General features: G+C 62.8%; 13 protein-coding genes. 7 read left to right on the top strand and 6 right to left on the bottom strand.

Annotated elements, in window-relative coordinates; all coding sequences use genetic code 11:
* The first annotated feature begins 73 nt into the window (after nt 1-73).
* Both ACGYK2_RS05325 and ACGYK2_RS05320 read left to right on the top strand, forming a co-directional pair.
* The gene (locus ACGYK2_RS05325) at nt 74-2,236 is read left to right on the top strand and encodes a malate synthase G (RefSeq protein ID WP_271687700.1); all 2,163 of its coding nucleotides are present in this window, start codon (nt 74-76) and stop codon (nt 2,234-2,236) included.
* A 58-nt stretch (nt 2,237-2,294) separates the two neighbouring features.
* Complete coding sequence (locus ACGYK2_RS05320; protein WP_168612018.1) at nt 2,295-3,077, top strand: gamma-glutamyl-gamma-aminobutyrate hydrolase family protein; 783 nt, start codon at nt 2,295-2,297, stop codon at nt 3,075-3,077.
* Between the two features lie 147 nt (nt 3,078-3,224).
* Here ACGYK2_RS05320 and ACGYK2_RS05315 read toward each other — a convergent pair whose 3' ends face one another.
* Together ACGYK2_RS05315 and ACGYK2_RS05310 are read right to left on the bottom strand one after the other, a co-directional pair.
* The gene (locus ACGYK2_RS05315) at nt 3,225-3,812 is read right to left on the bottom strand and encodes a transposase (protein ID WP_271687699.1); all 588 of its coding nucleotides are present in this window, start codon (nt 3,810-3,812) and stop codon (nt 3,225-3,227) included.
* Nucleotides 3,813-3,856: 44 nt separating this feature from the next.
* Nucleotides 3,857-4,609 carry an SDR family NAD(P)-dependent oxidoreductase gene (locus ACGYK2_RS05310; RefSeq protein WP_271687698.1) on the bottom strand — a complete coding sequence of 251 codons (753 nt, stop codon included), beginning with the start codon at nt 4,607-4,609 and terminating at the stop codon, nt 3,857-3,859.
* Between the two features lie 236 nt (nt 4,610-4,845).
* Here ACGYK2_RS05310 and ACGYK2_RS05305 point away from each other — a divergent pair, with 236 nt between their 5' ends.
* The 4 genes from ACGYK2_RS05305 (at nt 4,846) to ACGYK2_RS05290 (ending at nt 10,307) form a co-directional block, all read left to right on the top strand.
* Nucleotides 4,846-5,562, top strand: a complete 717-nt coding sequence (locus ACGYK2_RS05305) for a porin family protein (RefSeq protein ID WP_168612021.1) — start codon at nt 4,846-4,848, stop codon at nt 5,560-5,562.
* A gap of 244 nt (nt 5,563-5,806) precedes the next feature.
* Complete coding sequence (locus ACGYK2_RS05300) at nt 5,807-7,381, top strand: Re/Si-specific NAD(P)(+) transhydrogenase subunit alpha (protein WP_271687697.1); 1,575 nt, start codon at nt 5,807-5,809, stop codon at nt 7,379-7,381.
* Between the two features lie 13 nt (nt 7,382-7,394).
* Nucleotides 7,395-8,828: an NAD(P)(+) transhydrogenase (Re/Si-specific) subunit beta gene (locus ACGYK2_RS05295; protein ID WP_271687696.1), complete on the top strand. Its 1,434-nt coding sequence runs from the start codon at nt 7,395-7,397 to the stop codon at nt 8,826-8,828.
* Nucleotides 8,829-9,038: 210 nt separating this feature from the next.
* The gene (locus tag ACGYK2_RS05290; protein WP_271687695.1) at nt 9,039-10,307 is read left to right on the top strand and encodes a DUF3422 family protein; all 1,269 of its coding nucleotides are present in this window, start codon (nt 9,039-9,041) and stop codon (nt 10,305-10,307) included.
* Here the strand turns inward: ACGYK2_RS05290 and ACGYK2_RS05285 are convergent.
* The 4 genes from ACGYK2_RS05285 to ACGYK2_RS05270 all read right to left on the bottom strand — a co-directional run bounded on the left by ACGYK2_RS05285 (nt 10,243) and on the right by ACGYK2_RS05270 (nt 15,394).
* Entirely contained in the window at nt 10,243-11,316 is a 1,074-nt protein-coding gene (locus ACGYK2_RS05285; protein WP_271687694.1) for a YeeE/YedE family protein, read from the bottom strand. The two genes, ACGYK2_RS05290 and ACGYK2_RS05285, sit on opposite strands and share 65 nt — an antisense overlap.
* Nucleotides 11,317-11,523: 207 nt before the next feature.
* Nucleotides 11,524-12,522 carry an ABC transporter permease gene (locus ACGYK2_RS05280; RefSeq protein ID WP_067263326.1) on the bottom strand — a complete coding sequence of 333 codons (999 nt, stop codon included), beginning with the start codon at nt 12,520-12,522 and terminating at the stop codon, nt 11,524-11,526.
* Nucleotides 12,515-13,552 (bottom strand): ABC transporter permease, encoded by a 1,038-nt coding sequence (locus tag ACGYK2_RS05275; RefSeq protein WP_271687693.1) that lies wholly within the window; start codon nt 13,550-13,552, stop codon nt 12,515-12,517. Before ACGYK2_RS05275 ends, ACGYK2_RS05280 begins: the two co-directional genes overlap by 8 nt.
* Nucleotides 13,553-13,672: 120 nt before the next feature.
* Nucleotides 13,673-15,394: a peptide ABC transporter substrate-binding protein gene (locus ACGYK2_RS05270; protein WP_168612027.1), complete on the bottom strand. Its 1,722-nt coding sequence runs from the start codon at nt 15,392-15,394 to the stop codon at nt 13,673-13,675.
* Between the two features lie 313 nt (nt 15,395-15,707).
* On the opposite strand from ACGYK2_RS05270, the gene ACGYK2_RS05265 reads away from it, so the two are divergent.
* Nucleotides 15,708-17,540, top strand: a complete 1,833-nt coding sequence (locus ACGYK2_RS05265) for an ABC transporter ATP-binding protein (RefSeq protein WP_271687690.1) — start codon at nt 15,708-15,710, stop codon at nt 17,538-17,540.
* Nucleotide 17,541: the final 1 nt, after the last annotated feature.

Raw genomic sequence — 17,541 nt, 5'->3', positions numbered from 1 at the left:
TGCCCGCGCTTGCGCCGCTTTGCCTTTCTGCTAGACCTTTCACCAAGGTATCCAGCGCGGGAGAGGGCGGAGAATGACGGGTAGAATTGACAAGAACGGTTTGCAGGTAGAGCCTGCGCTGGTCGACTTCATCGAAGGATCGGCGCTGCCGGGCACGGGTGTAGACGCGGATGTCTTTTGGGCGGGGCTGTCGGACCTTGTGCATGACCTCGGGCCGAAGAACCGTGCGCTTCTTGAAAAGCGGGCAGAAATTCAGGCCAAGATTGATGAGTGGCATCGCGCGCGCGCAGGCCAGCCCCATGACGCGGAAAGCTACACCGCCTTCCTGCGCGAGATTGGCTATCTTCTGCCCGAAGGGCCGGCGTTCCAGATTGAGACGCAAAACGTAGACCCCGAAATCGCGCAGGTGCCCGGGCCGCAGCTTGTGGTCCCGATCACCAACGCACGCTTCGCGCTCAACGCCGCCAATGCGCGCTGGGGCAGCCTTTATGATGCATTCTATGGCACCGATGCGCTGGGCGATCTGCCGGTGGGTAAGGGCTATGACGCCGCGCGCGGCGCGCGGGTGGTGGCGCGGGCAAAAGCCTTTTTGGATGACGCCGTGCCGCTCTCGGCCGGCAGCCATGCAGATTTGGCGGGGTATCGCGTTGTGGACGGGCACCTAGAAGCTGTGATGGCGCAGGATGCCGCGCCCTGCGGCTTGGCTGATCCGGCGCAGTTTGCGGGCTACCGGGGCGCGGCAGAGGCGCCCGACGCGGTGCTTTTGCGCAACAACGGGTTGCATATCGAGATCAGGATCGACCCCGATCACGCCATCGGCGAGGACGACCCCGCCAGCGTTGCGGATGTGATCATCGAATCCGCTCTTTCGACCATCATGGATTGTGAAGACAGTGTCGCGGCGGTGGATGCCGAGGACAAAGTGCTGGCCTATGGCAACTGGTTGGGCCTGATGAAAGGCGACCTGTCGGAAACATTTGAAAAGGGCGGCGAGACCGTCACTCGGCGTATGGCCGAAGACCGTCGCTACACCGCGCCCGATGGGGAGGCGGAGGTCACGCTGAAGGGCCGTTCGCTGATGCTGGTGCGCAATGTCGGCCATCTGATGACCAACCCCGCCGTACTCGACCGCGAAGGGCGCGAGATTGGCGAAGGGCTGATGGATGCCATGGTGACCACGCTGATCGCCATTCATGATCTCAAACGCGCGGGCGGCAACTCGGTCACCGGCAGCGTCTATGTGGTGAAGCCCAAGATGCACGGGCCCGAGGAAGTGGCCTTTGCCGATGAGATTTTTACCCATGTGGAAAAGACACTCGGCCTGCCGCAATATACCGTGAAGCTCGGCATCATGGACGAAGAGCGCCGCACCAGCGCCAACCTCATGGAATGTATCCGTGCAGCCAAACACCGTGTGGCCTTTATCAATACCGGTTTCCTCGACCGTACGGGGGACGAGATCCATACCAGTATGGAAGCCGGTCCGATGGTGCCCAAGGGCGAGATGAAGAACAGCGCTTGGATCGCCGCCTATGAGGACCGCAACGTCGATATCGGCCTCGCCTGCGGCTTGCAGGGCCGCGCGCAGATCGGCAAGGGCATGTGGGCCATGCCCGACCGTATGGCCGAGATGCTGGAGGCCAAGATCGGCCATCCCCAATCCGGGGCCAATTGCGCATGGGTGCCATCGCCCACCGCGGCTACCCTGCACGCCACCCATTACCACAAGGTTAACGTCTTGGCGCGGCAGGAGGAGATTAAAGAGGGCGGCGCACGCGCCACGCTTGACGCGCTGCTGACCATCCCGGTGATGGAAGGTCGCAACCTCAGCACCGAGGAAATCACCCGCGAGATCGAGAATAACGCGCAGGGCATTCTGGGCTATGTGGTCCGCTGGATCGATCAGGGCGTCGGCTGCTCCAAAGTGCCGGACATCAACGATGTGGGCCTGATGGAAGACCGCGCGACCTGCCGCATCTCGGCCCAAGCGCTGGCGAATTGGCTGCATCACGGCGTCATCAGCCGCGAGGAAGTCGAGGCCGCGCTTAAAAAAATGGCAGCCGTGGTGGACCGTCAAAACGCCGACGATCCCAGCTACCGCCCCATGGCCCCGGGCTTTGACGGGGTGGCCTTTCAGGCCGCCTGCGATCTGGTGCTGAAGGGGCGCGAACAGCCCTCGGGCTATACCGAACCAGTGCTGCATGCGCGCCGGTTGGAGCTGAAGGCGCAGAGCTGAGGTTGAGACCGCGGCGCGAAGCGCCTATGTTCGGGCCATGGTGAATAAGAGGTAACTCATGGCCCGACCCGTCGTTGGTATCATTGGCAATTCCTACCTGCTGAACGATCAATACCCCGTCCACGCAGGCGGGCAGATGAACACCGAAGCGATTGCCGAGGTTTCGGGCTGTCTGCCGCTTATCGTGCCGAGCGATCCGCGCTTTGTCTCGGTCGAGGAATTGCTGGAGGTCTGCGACGGTTTCCTGCTGACCGGCGGGCGCCCCAATGTGCATCCCGAAGAATATGGTGAGCCTGAGACGGAGGCCCACGGTGCCTTTGACCGCGCGCGCGACGCCGTCGCGCTGGCGCTGGTACGGGCCTGTGTGGCGCGGGGCCAACCCTTCCTCGGCCTTTGCCGCGGGTTTCAGGAAGTGAACGTCGCCATGGGTGGGTCGCTCTATCCTGAGATTCGCGATCTGCCGGGGCGAATGAACCACCGGATGCCCCCCGATGGCACCATCGAAGAGAAATTCGAACTGCGCCATGACGTGAGCTTTACCGAAGGCGGCGTGTTCCACCGTGTGATGGGCGCGTCCAAGGTGCTGACCAACACGCTGCACGGGCAGGGGATCAAGGAACCCGGCCCGCGCGTGGTGATCGACGGGCACGCGGATGATGGCACGCCCGAGGCGATCTATATCAAAGACGCGCCGGGCTTTACCCTCGCCGTGCAGTGGCATCCCGAGTGGAACGCGGCCAATGACCCCGTCTCGCGCCCGCTGTTCGAACATTTCGGCGCGGCGGTGCGGGCTTGGGCGGCAGATGGATCGGCCATGCCGGTGATGACCGCCGCGCAATAGGGCCGGCCACAGGGCGCGCGCGTTGCACTCTCGATGACCGCGCGCCGCGCTTCTCGGGGCGCGGCAACCTGCATCGCGATGCAGTCGTTCTGTCGGCCCCCCGCGACCCCGATCGCGCCGTCAACAAGTGCCTTATCTCAACGCCTCTCAACTGTGCAGCCCGCTCAATGGCGCAACAGCTTGGGCCGCATGGTTCAGCGGCGTCACATCATCATCCAAGACCGCGTCCTCCTCTAGCGGCCCCGCCTCTGCGCCCTGAAGCGCTGCCGGACCTGAGCAGGCGCGGCGATAGGAGCTATAGGGCCAAGCCTCAGGACGATCACAATAGCCCGCGTGCACCGGGCTGAGGTGCACCAAACTGCAATGCCGTTCGAAATCCGCGGGGTCGCGGATCCGATGCTCCCAGAATCGCCGCTGCCAAATCCCTTTCTCGCCCCGTTTGATCTGCCGCAGACTGCGATGCGGGGCCGGGGGGAGATGGCGGGAAAACCGCCCCTTCCACATGCCGATCCGATTGCCGTAATCGGTATCGTCGGGCGGCAGGGTCCAGACCGTATGGAGCACATCTGGCAAGATGGCGATGGCATCGATCCGGAAGGGTTTGCGCGCCAAAGTCTCACGCATCGCTTGGCGCAGGGCCGTGATATGCCGCAGCAGCGCATCATCATCGCGCCGCGAGAGGCGCAGGGTAAAGAAATAGCTGTTCGGGCCATGGGGTGAAGGGCTGTCTCTCATGGCCCTGAGCTTGGCGCAGCTTGGTTAAAGCAACCTTAACGGCGCTACATTTGCCCGCCAGCGATTTCGATCGACTGGCCGTTGATGCTTTCGGAGCCTTCGCCAACCAGCCATGCCGCCGCAGCAGCCACTTCCGAGGGCGCGATCAGACGTTTGTGGCGGTTGGCATTAACCATGACATCGCGGGCCTTTGCCTCGGACAGCCCGGCGCGTTTGGAGATCGCCTGCGTATTGCGCGCGATGATCTCGGTATCGACGTAACCGGGGCAGAGCGCGTTGAAGGTAAACGGCTGGCCCATGTAATCTTCGCTGAGCGAGCGGATCAGCCCGATCATCCCGTGTTTCGAGGCCGAGTAGCAGGCCGCCCCCGGCAGGCCGCGCAGCCCGGCCATGGAGGACACGGCGATGACCCGGCCCCAATCGGTCTGGCGCATGGATTTCAGGCTCTCGCGGATGGTGAGAAAGGCCCCGTCGAGATTGGTCGCCATCATGTCACGCCAGAAATCGAGGTCGGTTTTATGCAGGGACCGGCCTTCGGCCACGCCCGCATTGGCCACGCAGATTTGCACCGGGCCATTGGCCTCGACCACGCGGGCGATGGTCTCGGTGACCTGCGCCTCGTCGCGCACGTCGATCGCCATGCCGCTGATGCCATCGCCTGACACGGCGTCGAGCACCTCCTGCCGCCGCCCGGTGATGGTGACCTTCGCGCCCTTGGCGGCCAAGTCCTGCGCGATGGCAAGGCCGATGCCTGTGCCGCCGCCGGTGATGAATGCGTGTTTGTCTTTTAGTGTCATAATGCCTCCCCTTTGCGGGCAGGGTGGCGCGGAGGGGGCGGCAGTACAATAGGCAGCTTGTGATGACGGGGCGTTATGTGCGGGGCGGCTGGCACGGCGATAGGCCAAATCTTGCCGCCCGCCGATCACATTTGCGGAAGCCTTACGCCTGACTATTGCAGCGCTCGCCGCCTTGGCGCACTGGTCGGATGGGTAACCTGATGACAGGGCCTTGCCAGAACCATTGGAGCAGTAAAATGAAACACATAGAATTTTCAGTTCTCGCCCTTTCCGCAGCCCTCGCTTTTGGGGCAACCACAGCGCAGGCGGTCGAAGTGACGGGTGGATCGGTCGGCCTTTCCTATTCCGCATTCGCGGACGACACCGATTTCAGCCGGCTTGGCCTTGATGGGTCGGTAGAGCTTGGCTTTAACCGCAACCTTAGCTTGCAGTTCGACGCCGGTTACAGCGACTTCGACTTTGTCGATGAAGACAGCCATTTGCTGGGCCTGCACGGCATTTACCACTGGGATGAAGCAACCTCTTTCGGGGCCTTCTACACCCGGGAGGAAGCCTTGGGCGGAGATGCGGATATCTTGGGTCTCGAAGCAGGCTATGAAATGCTGGATTGGGACTTCGAAGGCTATCTGGCCCATGTCGATACCGATGCAGGTGACGGCACGCTTGGCGGTATCAAGGCGCGTTATGCGCTGGCGGAAGGCTTTGGCATCAGCGGCTCCTATGATCGGCTAGGCAGCGATGGAGACGACCTGTCGCGTTTTGCCATGCGGCTCGATCGTGAGGTTTCCCCGACCACCAATCTGTTCTTGGAAGTCGGGTCTGCCAAGGTGGACGTGGGCAGCATCAGCGAGTCCGAGCCCTTCGTCGGTCTGGGCGGTGAGATCAACTTCGGCGCGGATCGTGGCACCACCTTTGACCAGCGCGGCTTGGCGCGTCTGATCCCCGGTCTTTGATCACGACTTAGCCGTCGTTTGACACTTCGGCATGGCCCTCGGGCCATGCCATTGGCGCAGGGTGGAACGGCTGTTCCATCTCTGCGCCGAAAACAGCAAACCGTTCTTCCGATGTCGCGGTGCAGCAATTTTGCACCGTTTCACCCCGCGGTTTGCTTGTACTATTGCTGCGCGCGCGCTATCGCTCTGACTAACAAAGTTGCGCCAGAGCGGCGCGACGGGCCAGCAAAGGGGGACTCTTGGTTTGAAGATCGGGACACCAAAAGAAATATTTGAGGGCGAGAACCGGGTCGCGATGACCCCGGAAAGCGCGCTGCAACTGCAAAAGCTCGGGCATAGCTGCGTCATCGAGAGGGGCGCCGGGGCGGCTGCGGGCTTTGACGATGCCGCCTATGAAGCCGCGGATGTCGAGGTGGTGCAATCCGCCGCCGCGCTTTACGAGACTGCCGATGTGGTCGCCAAGGTGCGCCCGCCCTCCGAGGATGAGGTCAAGCACCTGCGCGAAGGCCAGACGCTGATCTCCATGTTCAATCCCGCCGGCAACACCGCGTTGATGGAGGCCGCTGCCGAGAAGGGCGCGACCGTCATGGCGATGGACATGGTGCCGCGCATCAGCCGTGCGCAGAAGATGGACGCGCTTTCGTCGATGGCGAACATCGCGGGCTACCGCGCGGTGATCGAGGCGGGCAACAATTTCGGCCGTTTCTTCACCGGTCAGATCACCGCGGCGGGCAAGGTGCCCCCGGCCAAGGTGCTGGTCGTCGGCGCGGGTGTCGCGGGGCTTGCCGCGATCGGCACGTCAACCTCGCTCGGCGCGATCACGCTAGCTTTCGACGTGCGCCCCGAAGTGGCCGAACAGGTCGAATCGATGGGCGCGGAATTCGTCTATCTCGACTTCGAGGAAGAGCAGCAGGACGGCTCCGCCTCGGGCGGCTATGCCTCTGTTTCCTCTCCCGAATTCCGTGAAGCACAGCTCGCCAAGTTCCGCGAGTTGGCGCCGGATGTGGACATCGTCATTACCACGGCGCTGATCCCCAACCGCGAGGCGCCGGAGCTTTGGACCGAGGACATGGTGCAGGCGATGAAGCCCGGCTCGGTGATCGTGGACCTCGCCGCCGAGAAGGGCGGCAACTGCAAGCTCACCAAGATGGACGAGAAGATCGTCACCGACAACGGCGTGACCATCATCGGTTACACCGACTTCCCCTCGCGCATGGCGACGCAGGCCTCGACGCTTTACGCCACCAACATTCGTCACCTGATGGCGGACCTCACGCCCGAGAAGGACGGGGTCATCAACCACGACATGGAAGATGATGTCATCCGCGGCGCCACCATCACCCACGAGAAGGAAGTGACCTTCCCGCCGCCACCGCCCAAGGTCGCGGCCATTGCGGCGGCGCCGAAGAAGGAAAAGCCGAAGGAGAAGACGGCGGAGGAAAAACGCGCCGAGGAATTGGCGGCCTTCAAGCAGCAGACCAAGAACCAGGTCACGCTGCTGGCCGTGGGTGCGGCACTGCTGCTGGGTGTGGGCCTCGTGGCCCCCGCCAGCTTCATGCAGCACTTCATCGTCTTCGTTCTGGCGGTCTTCGTCGGTTTCCAAGTGATCTGGGGCGTGGCGCACAGCCTGCACACGCCGCTGATGGCGGTGACCAACGCGATCTCCTCGATCATCATTCTGGGCGCGCTGATGCAGATCGGCTCGGGCTCTTGGCTGGTGATCCTTCTTGCTGCCCTGTCGGTCTTCATGTGTGGGATCAACATTTTCGGCGGCTTCCTCGTGACACGGCGCATGCTCGCCATGTTCCAGAAATCCTGAAGGAGCGAGCATCATGGAATACGGATTCACGACAGCGGCCTATGTGGTCGCAGCGGTTCTCTTCATCCTGTCGCTCGGCGGTCTGTCGGGGCAGGAAAGCGCAAAACGCGCGGTGTGGTACGGGATCGCCGGCATGGCGCTGGCGGTTATCGCCACGCTGATCGGGCCGGGGGCGGGGCTGTGGCTCCTCTCGCTGATCCTGATCGCCGCGGGCGGGGCCATCGGTTACCAACTGGCCACCCGCGTGCAGATGACGCAGATGCCCGAGCTGGTCGCGGCGATGCACAGCCTCGTGGGCCTCGCCGCCGTCTTCGTGGGCTACAACGCCCATATCGAACTGGGCAACGTGCTGGCGATGGACGATGTGGCGCGCAAGGCGACCGAGGGCTTTGCCGCGCTGCTGGCCAAGAAGGACAGCGTCGAGATCGCGATCCTGCGGGTTGAGCTGTTTCTCGGCGTCTTCATCGGTGCGGTGACCTTCACCGGCTCTGTCATCGCCTATGGCAAGCTCGCGGGCCGCGTCAGCTCTGCGGCCACCAAGCTGCCGGGTGGTCACCTGCTCAACGCGGGCGCGGCGGTGATCTCGCTGCTCTGCCTGATCTGGTACTTCAACACCGGGGGCTTCCTGCCGCTGTTCCTCATGACGCTGGCGGCGCTCTTCATCGGGTATCACCTGATCATGGGCATCGGCGGCGCGGACATGCCGGTGGTTGTCTCGATGCTGAACAGCTACTCCGGCTGGGCCGCGGCGGCGATCGGCTTCTCGCTCGGCAACGATCTTCTGATCGTGGTCGGCGCGCTGGTCGGCTCCTCGGGTGCGATCCTCAGCTACATCATGTGCAAGGCGATGAACCGCAGCTTCATCTCGGTCATCCTCGGCGGCTTCGGCGGCAGCGCTGGCCCCGCGATGGAGGTCGAGGGTGAGCAGGTGGCGATTGAGGCCGACGGTGTGGCGCAGGCGCTCAACGAAGCCGACAGCGTCATCATCATCCCCGGCTACGGCATGGCGGTGGCACAGGCCCAAGGTGCTGTCAGCGATCTGGTCAAGAAACTGCGCGCCAAGGGCAAGAACGTGCGTTTTGCTATCCACCCGGTGGCGGGCCGTCTGCCTGGGCATATGAACGTGCTTCTGGCCGAGGCCAAGGTGCCCTATGACATCGTGATGGAGATGGAGGAGATCAACGAAGACTTCCCCGAGACCGACGTCGCCATTGTCATCGGCTCCAACGACATTGTGAACCCCGCTGCACAGGACGATCCCAACAGCCCCATCGCCGGGATGCCGGTGCTGGAATGCTGGAAGGCGAAGACCGTCATCGTCTCCAAGCGCGGGCAGGGCACGGGCTATTCCGGCATTGAGAACCCGCTGTTCTTCAAGGAGAACACGCGCATGTTCTACGGTGACGCGAAGGCTAGCCTCGACAAGCTGCTGCCGCTGATCGACTAACGTTTTCTTTTAAAGAAAACGGCCGGGAATTTTTGAAAAATTCCCGGCCCATCCCATGAACGCCCCGCCGGAAACGGTGGGGCGTTTTCCGTTATGGTCTTGCGGTATACCTCTGTATGCATCAACCCGTTGAAAAGGCGTGATTTTTCACTGTTCATCGGCGGCAATGGCGCTATTCTCGGTGAAATACACCCAACAGCGGACCCCGTCATGGCCCCGATCAAAGACCACCCGCAGCGGCTTGCCCTTACCGGCGAAATGCACGCGCGCCCGTTTCCGCAGCTTGCCGCGCCCTCGCGGGTTGCCTTTCTCGCGGTGAAACCCGCGCCCGATGCCGTGCCGCAAGCCGAGTTGAACGCGCTGCTGGCCCATTACGGCGCCCCGAGCGCCGATGCGGCGGCCACGCATTATTACGGAGAGATGGGCCGCTTCACCCTGAAATGGGAGCAGCATACCGAGTTCGTCACCTATACGGTCATCGCCCCCTCAGGGCGGAGCCTGCCCTTCGCCGCCACGGATTTCGACGCCTTCCCAGAGGATTGGCTGGCCGAGGTGCAGGGGGAGCGGATCACCTCGGCCCTGCTTGCGGTGCTGCCGAAGCCGGAAGCCGACGATGAGATCGCCGCGCATTTGCAAGACTGGTTCGTGCCCGAAAGCCTCGCCGTGGCGGAGGTGCTGGACGGGGCGGCGGTGGTGGCCAGTGACTTTCGGATTGATCCCGCCGGCCATCTGCGCCTCGCGCTTTTCACCGATGCGACGACCGGCCAGCGGCGGATTGGGCGGATCGTGCAGCGGCTCTGCGAGATCGAGACCTATAAGGCGATGTCGATGCTGGGGTTCATGCAGGCCCGCGACATGGCCGGGGCGTTGAACGATCTGGACGGGCAGCTCTCGACGCTCATGGGAGCGATGCGCAGCGGGGCGGGCACGGCGGCTGAGGAAACGCTGCACGCGCTTTTGGACGTGTCGGTCGCGCTGGAGGCGCTAACGGCGGAGACTGCCTATCGTTTCGCCGCCACGGGGGCCTATGAGGCCATCGTCTATGAACGTATCTCGGCCCTGCGTGAGGCGCGTTTTCTGGGGCGGCAGGGCTTTGGCGAGTTCATGATGCGCCGCTATGCGCCCGCGATGCGCACGGTGAAATCGACCGAGACGCGCTTGCACACCCTCGCCGCGCGGGCACTGCGGGCAGCGGATCTTTTGCGGACGCGGGTGGATGTCGAACGCTCGGCCCAGAACCAAGCGATCCTTGCCAGTATGGACCGCCGCGCCGACCTGCAACTGCGCCTGCAACATACTGTAGAGGGGCTGTCGGTCGTGGCGATCAGCTATTACGCGGTGTCGCTGGCAGGCTATTTGCTCTACCCGCTTGCTGGGCCATTGGGGGTCAGCAAGGGGCTGCTGACCGCCGCCGTCACTCTGCCGGTTGTGCTTGGCGTGTGGTGGACGCTGCGCCGTCTGCGGCGGAAGATCGGTTGAGCAGCGCCTGCATGGCCAAGCCGCCCAAAGCGATCATCACGATGGCCTCGATGGCTGCGACCGAAAGCGTCGGCACCCCGGAGAGCCCCGCGCCCAAGGTGCAGCCCCCGGCCAGCACCCCGCCCACGCCCATCATGGCGGCCCCGGTCAGGTAGCGCCCGGTCTGGCGGGGGGCGTCAAAGCTCTGCCACCGGAACTCCCGCGCGAAAAGGCTGGCAATCAGCGCACCGACAAAGACGCCGCCCAGAAGTCCGGTGCCAAAGCCCGCGGGGATCGAACTGCTGGCAATGGTCCAGAACAGCGTATCGGCGGAGGGGGAGGTGAAGCTGAGGCTTTCCATCGCGATCGGGTCGAATTCATCAAGCAGGATGAACCCGGTGCCGACCCATGCGGCAGGGACCAAAAGTCCGATCAGCGCAGCCATCGCCAATTGCCCCGGACGGTTGCCCGAGCGCAGCGCATAGGCCAGCGCCGCCACGGCGATCACACCAGCCCAGAGCAGCGCACCGCCGGGCAGGGCGGCGAGGCTCACGTTCTCTCCCATATTTACGGTGACGGAGCCGAGCGCCACGCGCAGCGGTGCCAAGACGCCTTTCAGCGTCGCATGGGCCACCACGGCAAAGACCAGCACCACCAGCGCCGCCCGCAGGTTGCCGCCGCCTGTCAGCACCGTGAGGCGCGAGATGCAGCCGCGTGTCAGCACCATGCCCGCGCCAAAGAGCAGCCCGCCCACAGCAATCGCCAAAAGCGGCACGTCGCTGGCCATGAAGCGATGCGCGTCAAAATTGATCCATCCGGCGGCCACGGCGGCCTGCGTGCCGATCACGGCCAGCGCCAGTGCGGTCAGCCAGATGCCAAGCGCTTGGCGCCGGTCTTCTCCCACGAGGCTGCGGCGAAAGCAAAACCGCGTGCGCTGCGCCAGCACGCCGAACGCCAGCCCGATGAGGGCCGCCAGCAGAACGGACGCCTCTTTTGCTGTCGTCTCTTCAAAGCCGAAAGACTCAAACATCGCGAAAACCCTCGAAAACGGAATTATTTCCCATTTGGAGCGGGTGCGGGTCACAATCAAGTGAAAGCGCACAGGGCCGACCCCCAGAGGGGTGAATTAAATTCCGTATTGATGAGAAAAGGGGCGACGCTGTCCACCCTGCGTCAAGGGGCGCAAAACAATCGGCCCCCGCCTCAGGGGGCAGGGGCCGGTCGGTTCTTATTTTGCTCAGCGTCCGCGAATGCGCGGGTCGAGCGCGTCGCGCAGACCGTCGCCGAGGTAGTTCACCGCAAGCACCGTCAGCGAGATGGCGATGCCGGGCAGCATCACCCGCTCGGGGAACTCCTGCATGCGGTCAACGGCATCGGCCAGTTGCTTGCCCCATGTGGGGAAGTCCGAGGGAAAGCCGACGCCAAGGAAGCTCAGCGCGCTTTCGGTGATGATTGCCGTGGCGAGGCCCAAGGTCGCCGAGACCATGATGGGCGAGATCACGTTGGGCAGCAGGTGGCGGCGGATGATCTTGCCCGGCGTGGTGCCGATGGAGCGCGCGGCGAGGATGAACTCACGCTCTTTCAGCGCCAGAATATCGCCGCGCACGATCCGCGCGGTCTGCATCCATGAGGTCAGGCTGATGACCGAGACGATGAGGATGAACATGCCACCCTCCGGCCCGAACTGCGCCCGCAGCGGTTGGCCAAAGAGCGTCACGGCGAGCAGGACCAGAGGCAGGATCGGCAGGCTGAGGATCAGGTCCGTGAAGCGCATCAGCCAGAAATCCATACGTTTGAAAAAGCCCGAGAGCACGCCCACGGCGGTGCCGATGATCAGCGCCAGCGCCATTGCCATCCAGCCCACGGCCATCGACACGCGCCCGCCAAAGAGCATCTGCGCAAGGATGTCGCGGCCCAACTGGTCGGTGCCGAAGGGATGGGCCCAGCCCGCCTTGGCATCGCCATCCCACAGCAGGGTATAGATCGGCCGCCAATTCTTGTTGCGGATGTCCAGCTTCTTGGCGTCAATGTCCCACAGATAGGGGCCAAAGATCACGGCCAGCGTGATGAAGATCAGGAAACCTCCGCCAAAAAGCGCGCCTTTGTGCTTGCGGAACTGGTCCCAAACATCGCGCCATTGGCTGCGCGGCGGCTTTTGCGGGCCCTTGTCTTGCAGGGCCTTCATGAACTCGAGGTCGGCTTCGACCGGGCTTGCGGGAATGGGTTGCTCAGTCATAACGGATCCTTGGGTCAAGCAGGCCGTAGAGGATATCTGCGATCAGGTTGAACAGCACGATCAACACTGCGAAGATGAAGGTTAGGGTCATCACCATCGGCAGGTCGTTGGCGCGTAGCGCGGTCAGCAGCAGTTGGCCGATGCCGTTCACCTTGAAGACGTTCTCGGTGATGATGGCGCCGCCGAAGATCGCGGGCATGCCAAGCGCGATGACGGTGACCACCGGGATCATCGAGTTGCGCAGCACATGCACCATGACCACGACGCTTTCCTTCAGACCCTTGGCGCGGGCGGTGCGCACGTAGTCTTGGTTGAGGTTGTCGAGCATGGCACCGCGCATGTAGCGGCTGATCTGCGCCGTAGTTTGCAGCGCCAGCACCATCACCGGCATGATCATCTGGAAGAACTGCACCTTGAAGCTCTCCCAATCGTTCACGACATGTGTCGTATCATAGATCGACGGCAGCCAGCCCAAAGAGACCGAGAAGATCACGATGAGCAGTGGACCGGTGAAGAAGGGCGGGATCGAAAAGCCGATCATGGTGATGAACGTCCCGGCCTGATCGAAGACCGAATAGTGCCGGTAGGCCGAGTAGATGCCGATCGGAATGGCGATGACGATGCCCACGATATAGGCCAGCCCCACGACCCAGAGGGTCTGCGGCATGCGCTGGATCACGATGTCCATCACGGGCGAACGGGTCTGCCAAGAGATCACGCGCAGCTTGCCGTCCGACAGGTTGGTGTCGGGCAGCCAGCTAAACAGGGCAGAGCGGTTGGTCAGGTAGTCGATGAAAACCTGCGGCTCGATCCAAAAGACCTGCACAAGCCATTTCCAATATTGGATATAGATCGGCTGGCCGAGGCCAAGCGCCTCGCGCATCTTCTCTTTCACCTCGGGCGGGACCGTCAGCGGCACTTGGGCCATCGGGTCGCCGGGGGCGAGTTGCAGCAGCAGGAAAATCACCAGGCTGATAAACAAAAGCGTCGGGATCGACAAAAGAAGTCGTCGGATGGTGAAGGTCAACATGGGCGTCGCCTTTGTAGGTCAGTCTGTGAGGGGGTGGGGGCGAGACGGGGGCGCGCGGATGACGCACACCCCCGAAGGTCGTTGAAGGGAGGCGCGGGCCAGCCGCGCCTCCGTCCTAGATCACTCTTCCATGCGGTACCAATCGGCGGCATTCCACAGTTCGGAGTCCCATGTGTTCAGCACAACGCCACCAAGGGTGTTGGAAGCAGCCGAGACGCGACCACGGTCAACCAGCGGCAGGATCGAGTAGCTGTCTTTGGTCAGCATGTCGTTCAGCTTTTTGGCCAGTTCGCCACGCTTTTCCATTTCGCCGGTGCGGCCCAGTTCGGCCACCATCGCATCATACTCTTCGTTACAGAAGCGGTTGATGTTCTCGCCCTGCCACTGTGTCTCGGGGCTGGGGAACTTGGCGCAGGTCCGCTGAGCCAGATAGCTTTGCGGGTCGGTGCCGTCGAAGTTGTTGGCGTACATTTCAACGTCTGCATAGAAACGCTGGAACGTGTCGGTCGAACCGGGGTCGCCACCGAAGAAGACCGAAGAGTCGATGTTGCGCAATTCGGTTTCAACACCGATCTGGCTCCACCAATCCTTGATCAGCGCTTGGAAATCCTGACGCACGGCGTTGGTCGAGGTCTGGTAGAGCAGGGACAGTTTCTCGCCGTCCTTCTCGCGCACACCGTCGCCATCGCTGTCGACCCAGCCCGCTTCGTCCAATAGCGCCTTGGCGCCTTCGATGTCTTGGGTCAGACAGTCGGTGTTGTCCGAGGCGTAGAGCTCAGGCGCAGGCACCATGTTGCAGGTGGCGCGGCCCGCTTGGCCGTAGCCGACCTCGACCAGCAGTTCGCGGTCGATCGCCATGGAGAGCGCCCGGCGGACTTTCTCATCGCTCAGGATCGGGTGCGGATGTTTAGCTGTGGCGCGTTCACCTTCGGGAAGGTCTGGCGAGGCATCGGTCATGTTCAGCTCAAGACGCTCAACCAACGTGCCGAATGCCGACATGGGCTTGCCTTTGCCGCCTTCGGCCATCTTGGCGATGACATCGGGGGCCAGCTGCAGGTTCCAGGCGTAGTCGAACTCACCCGTTTCCATCACGGCACGGCCCGCCGCTGTCGCGTCACCGCCGCCTTTGAAGGTCAGCGTGGCGAAGGCAGGTTTGCTCGGGTCGCGGTAGTTCTCGTTCGCGGCCATGGTGATCACGTCGTTCGGGCGGAACTCGGTGACGGTGAAGGGGCCGGTGCCGATGGGGTTGAAGTTGGCCTCGGTGCACTCAGGCGCTTTGGCGCCGGTGCAGTCGGCAAACTGTGCCGCCTGAATGATCGGGGATTGGCCGCCCATGAAGGGGCCGTAAGGGTTCGGCATCGGCTCGGAGAAGGTAACTTTGACTGTCTGGTCATCGACCACGTCAACCGAGGAGACACCTTCGAATTTGGCCAGCTGCGCACAGCCGCCTTCGGGGTTCATGCAGTAATCGGCGGTGAACTTGACGTCATTGGCGGTGACGGGGGTGCCGTCGGACCACATCAGCCCGTCTTTCAGCTTCCATGTGATGGTCTTGAGGTCTTCGCTCACGCCGCCGTTTTCCAGCGTCGGAATCTCGGTCGCCAGATAGGGCACCAGCGCGCCGTTCTGGTCGTAGCGGCCCAGCGGTTCGAGAACCAGCGAGGAGGCTTCCACGTCTTTTGTGCCGCTCGACAGATAGGGGTTCAGGATCGAAGGCGCCTGCCAATAGATGATCTTGACTTCGCCGTCGCGGCCCCGCTCGCCCTCATGGGCTTCGGCAAAGGCCATAGGGGCAAGCGCCGTCGATGCGACAGCCCCCATCAATAGGGTCTTCAATTTCATATCTTACTCCATGTTGGACACGTGGGCGTGCCGCTTATTGTCGACGGGATGTTCCCCGCCTTGTTGTTGTCGCCCCGGAAAGAACATGAGCTTCGCCAGCTAAACATAACAAAACAAGCAATATTCAACCTGTGATCGAAGCGCTCTTTCCAAACCGCATGGGCTATATCGAAACAGGTTTGCCGGAAATTGCAAGGGCGGACGTGGCGCAATTATGACAAAGCTCGAACTCTGCGCGTCAGGTTTGACAGTCTCGTGACATTCGCCGTAGCGTCGGGCAAAATCTGCGCCAATAAAAACAACAGGGAAACAGATGCTGGATCACACCAATGGGGCGCCAATCGCCCAAATTCAGGGCCTGCGCGTCGAATTTCAAACCAAAGATGGCCCCGTGGTCGGTGTTGAGGATGTCAGTTTCGACATCAATCCCGGTGAGACGGTTTGCGTGGTCGGAGAATCAGGATCGGGCAAATCGGTGTCCTCCCTGTCGCTGATGCGACTGGTTGAGTATGGCGGCGGTGAAATTGCAGGCGGTCGCCTGCTTTTTGAGCGCGGTGAAGAAGGCCAGGTTGATCTCGCGGCCAGCGGCGGCAATCTGATGCGCAAGATTCGCGGCAATGAGATCGGCATGATCTTCCAAGAGCCGATGACCGCGCTGAACCCCGTGTTCACCATCGGCAAGCAGATGACCGAAGGTCTGCGCCTGCATCTGAACATGACCCGCAAACAGGCCGAGGCCCGCGCGCTGGAACTGATGAAACAGGTCCGCATCCCCGAGCCGGAGCGGCGCCTCAAGCAGTACCCCCACGAACTTTCAGGCGGCATGCGCCAGCGCGTGGTAATCGCCATGGCACTGGCCTGCGAGCCGCGTCTCCTGATCGCGGACGAGCCCACCACCGCGCTCGACGTGACCATTCAGGCCGAGATCCTCGCCCTGATGGACCGGCTTAAGCGCGAGACCGGCACGGCGGTGATGTTCATCACCCATGACATGGCCGTGGTGGCGCAGATGGCCGACCGGGTGGTCGTGATGTTCCGCGGCAAGAAGGTCGAGGAAGGCACCGTCGAGGAGATCTTCGAGAACCCGCAGCACCCCTATACCAAGGCGCTGCTGGCCGCGGTGCCGAAGCTCGGCGAGATGACGGGCAAGCCATACCCCGAGCCGATGAAACTCTTGGGCACACCCGACAAGGAGATCGTGCCGATCAAGGGCCGCGAAGAGACGCTTCTCTCGGTCAAGAACCTCACCACGCGCTTCCCGGTGCAGGGCGGTTTCCTGCGCCGCACCGTGGCCAATGTGCATGCGGTCGAGGACCTGTCGTTTTCGCTCAACAAGGGCCAGACGCTCAGCCTCGTCGGCGAATCGGGCTGCGGCAAATCTACCGCAGGGCGCTCGATCCTGCGGCTGGTAGAGCCGATGTCGGGGGAGGTGAAGCTTGACGGCGTCGACATCATGTCGCTGGACCAATCGGCGCTGCGCACCGCGCGGCTCGACATGCAGATGATCTTCCAAGACCCCTTCGCCTCGCTCAACCCGCAGATGCAGCTAGCCGATCAGGTGGCCGAACCGATCCACAACTTCGGCACGCTCAAGGGCGGGGAGATCAACAAGCGGATCGAGATGCTGTTTGACCGCGTGGAACTGCCGCGCAGCTTCATGCGCCGCTTCCCGCATGAGCTTTCGGGCGGCCAGCGCCAGCGCGTGGCCATCGCCCGCGCGCTCGCGCTGAACCCTAAGCTCATCATCGCGGACGAAGCGGTCTCGGCGCTGGACGTGTCTGTGCAGGCGCAGGTGCTGAACCTGATGATGGAGCTTCAGGCCGAGATGGAACTGTCTTTCCTCTTCATCAGCCACGACATGGCCGTGGTCGAACGCGTCAGCCACTATGTCGGCGTCATGTATCTGGGTCGCATCGTCGAGATGGGCTCGCGCCAGCGGGTCTTCGAGAACCCGCAGCACCCCTATACGCAGGCGCTGATGAAGGCCGTGCCGATTGCCGATCCGCGCCGCCGCAAGTCCGAGAAGGATTTGAACTTCAAGCCGATCCCCTCGCCAATCCACCCGGTCAGTTACCGGCCCGAGCCTTCGGTCTACCGTGAGGTGGAGCCGGGGCACCATGTGCTGACCACCGACAGCGGCTATTGAA

The organism is Sulfitobacter sp. 1A10359 (assembly GCF_043558145.1).
Lineage (GTDB): Bacteria > Pseudomonadota > Alphaproteobacteria > Rhodobacterales > Rhodobacteraceae > Sulfitobacter > Sulfitobacter faviae.
Note: the sequence above shows the minus strand (reverse complement) of the source record. Positions and strands in the feature narration are given on the sequence as shown.

Coding starts and splice junctions, on each gene's coding strand:
- ACGYK2_RS05310 (WP_271687698.1), bottom strand. CDS start 4,609: ATGACACTAAAAGACAAACACGCATTCATCACCGGCGGCGGCACAGGC.
- ACGYK2_RS05305 (WP_168612021.1), top strand. CDS start 4,846: ATGAAACACATAGAATTTTCAGTTCTCGCCCTTTCCGCAGCCCTCGCT.
- ACGYK2_RS05320 (WP_168612018.1), top strand. CDS start 2,295: ATGGCCCGACCCGTCGTTGGTATCATTGGCAATTCCTACCTGCTGAAC.
- ACGYK2_RS05285 (WP_271687694.1), bottom strand. CDS start 11,316: ATGTTTGAGTCTTTCGGCTTTGAAGAGACGACAGCAAAAGAGGCGTCC.
- ACGYK2_RS05325 (WP_271687700.1), top strand. CDS start 74: ATGACGGGTAGAATTGACAAGAACGGTTTGCAGGTAGAGCCTGCGCTG.
- ACGYK2_RS05275 (WP_271687693.1), bottom strand. CDS start 13,552: ATGTTGACCTTCACCATCCGACGACTTCTTTTGTCGATCCCGACGCTT.
- ACGYK2_RS05280 (WP_067263326.1), bottom strand. CDS start 12,522: ATGACTGAGCAACCCATTCCCGCAAGCCCGGTCGAAGCCGACCTCGAG.
- ACGYK2_RS05270 (WP_168612027.1), bottom strand. CDS start 15,394: ATGAAATTGAAGACCCTATTGATGGGGGCTGTCGCATCGACGGCGCTT.
- ACGYK2_RS05290 (WP_271687695.1), top strand. CDS start 9,039: ATGGCCCCGATCAAAGACCACCCGCAGCGGCTTGCCCTTACCGGCGAA.
- ACGYK2_RS05265 (WP_271687690.1), top strand. CDS start 15,708: ATGCTGGATCACACCAATGGGGCGCCAATCGCCCAAATTCAGGGCCTG.
- ACGYK2_RS05295 (WP_271687696.1), top strand. CDS start 7,395: ATGGAATACGGATTCACGACAGCGGCCTATGTGGTCGCAGCGGTTCTC.
- ACGYK2_RS05315 (WP_271687699.1), bottom strand. CDS start 3,812: ATGAGAGACAGCCCTTCACCCCATGGCCCGAACAGCTATTTCTTTACC.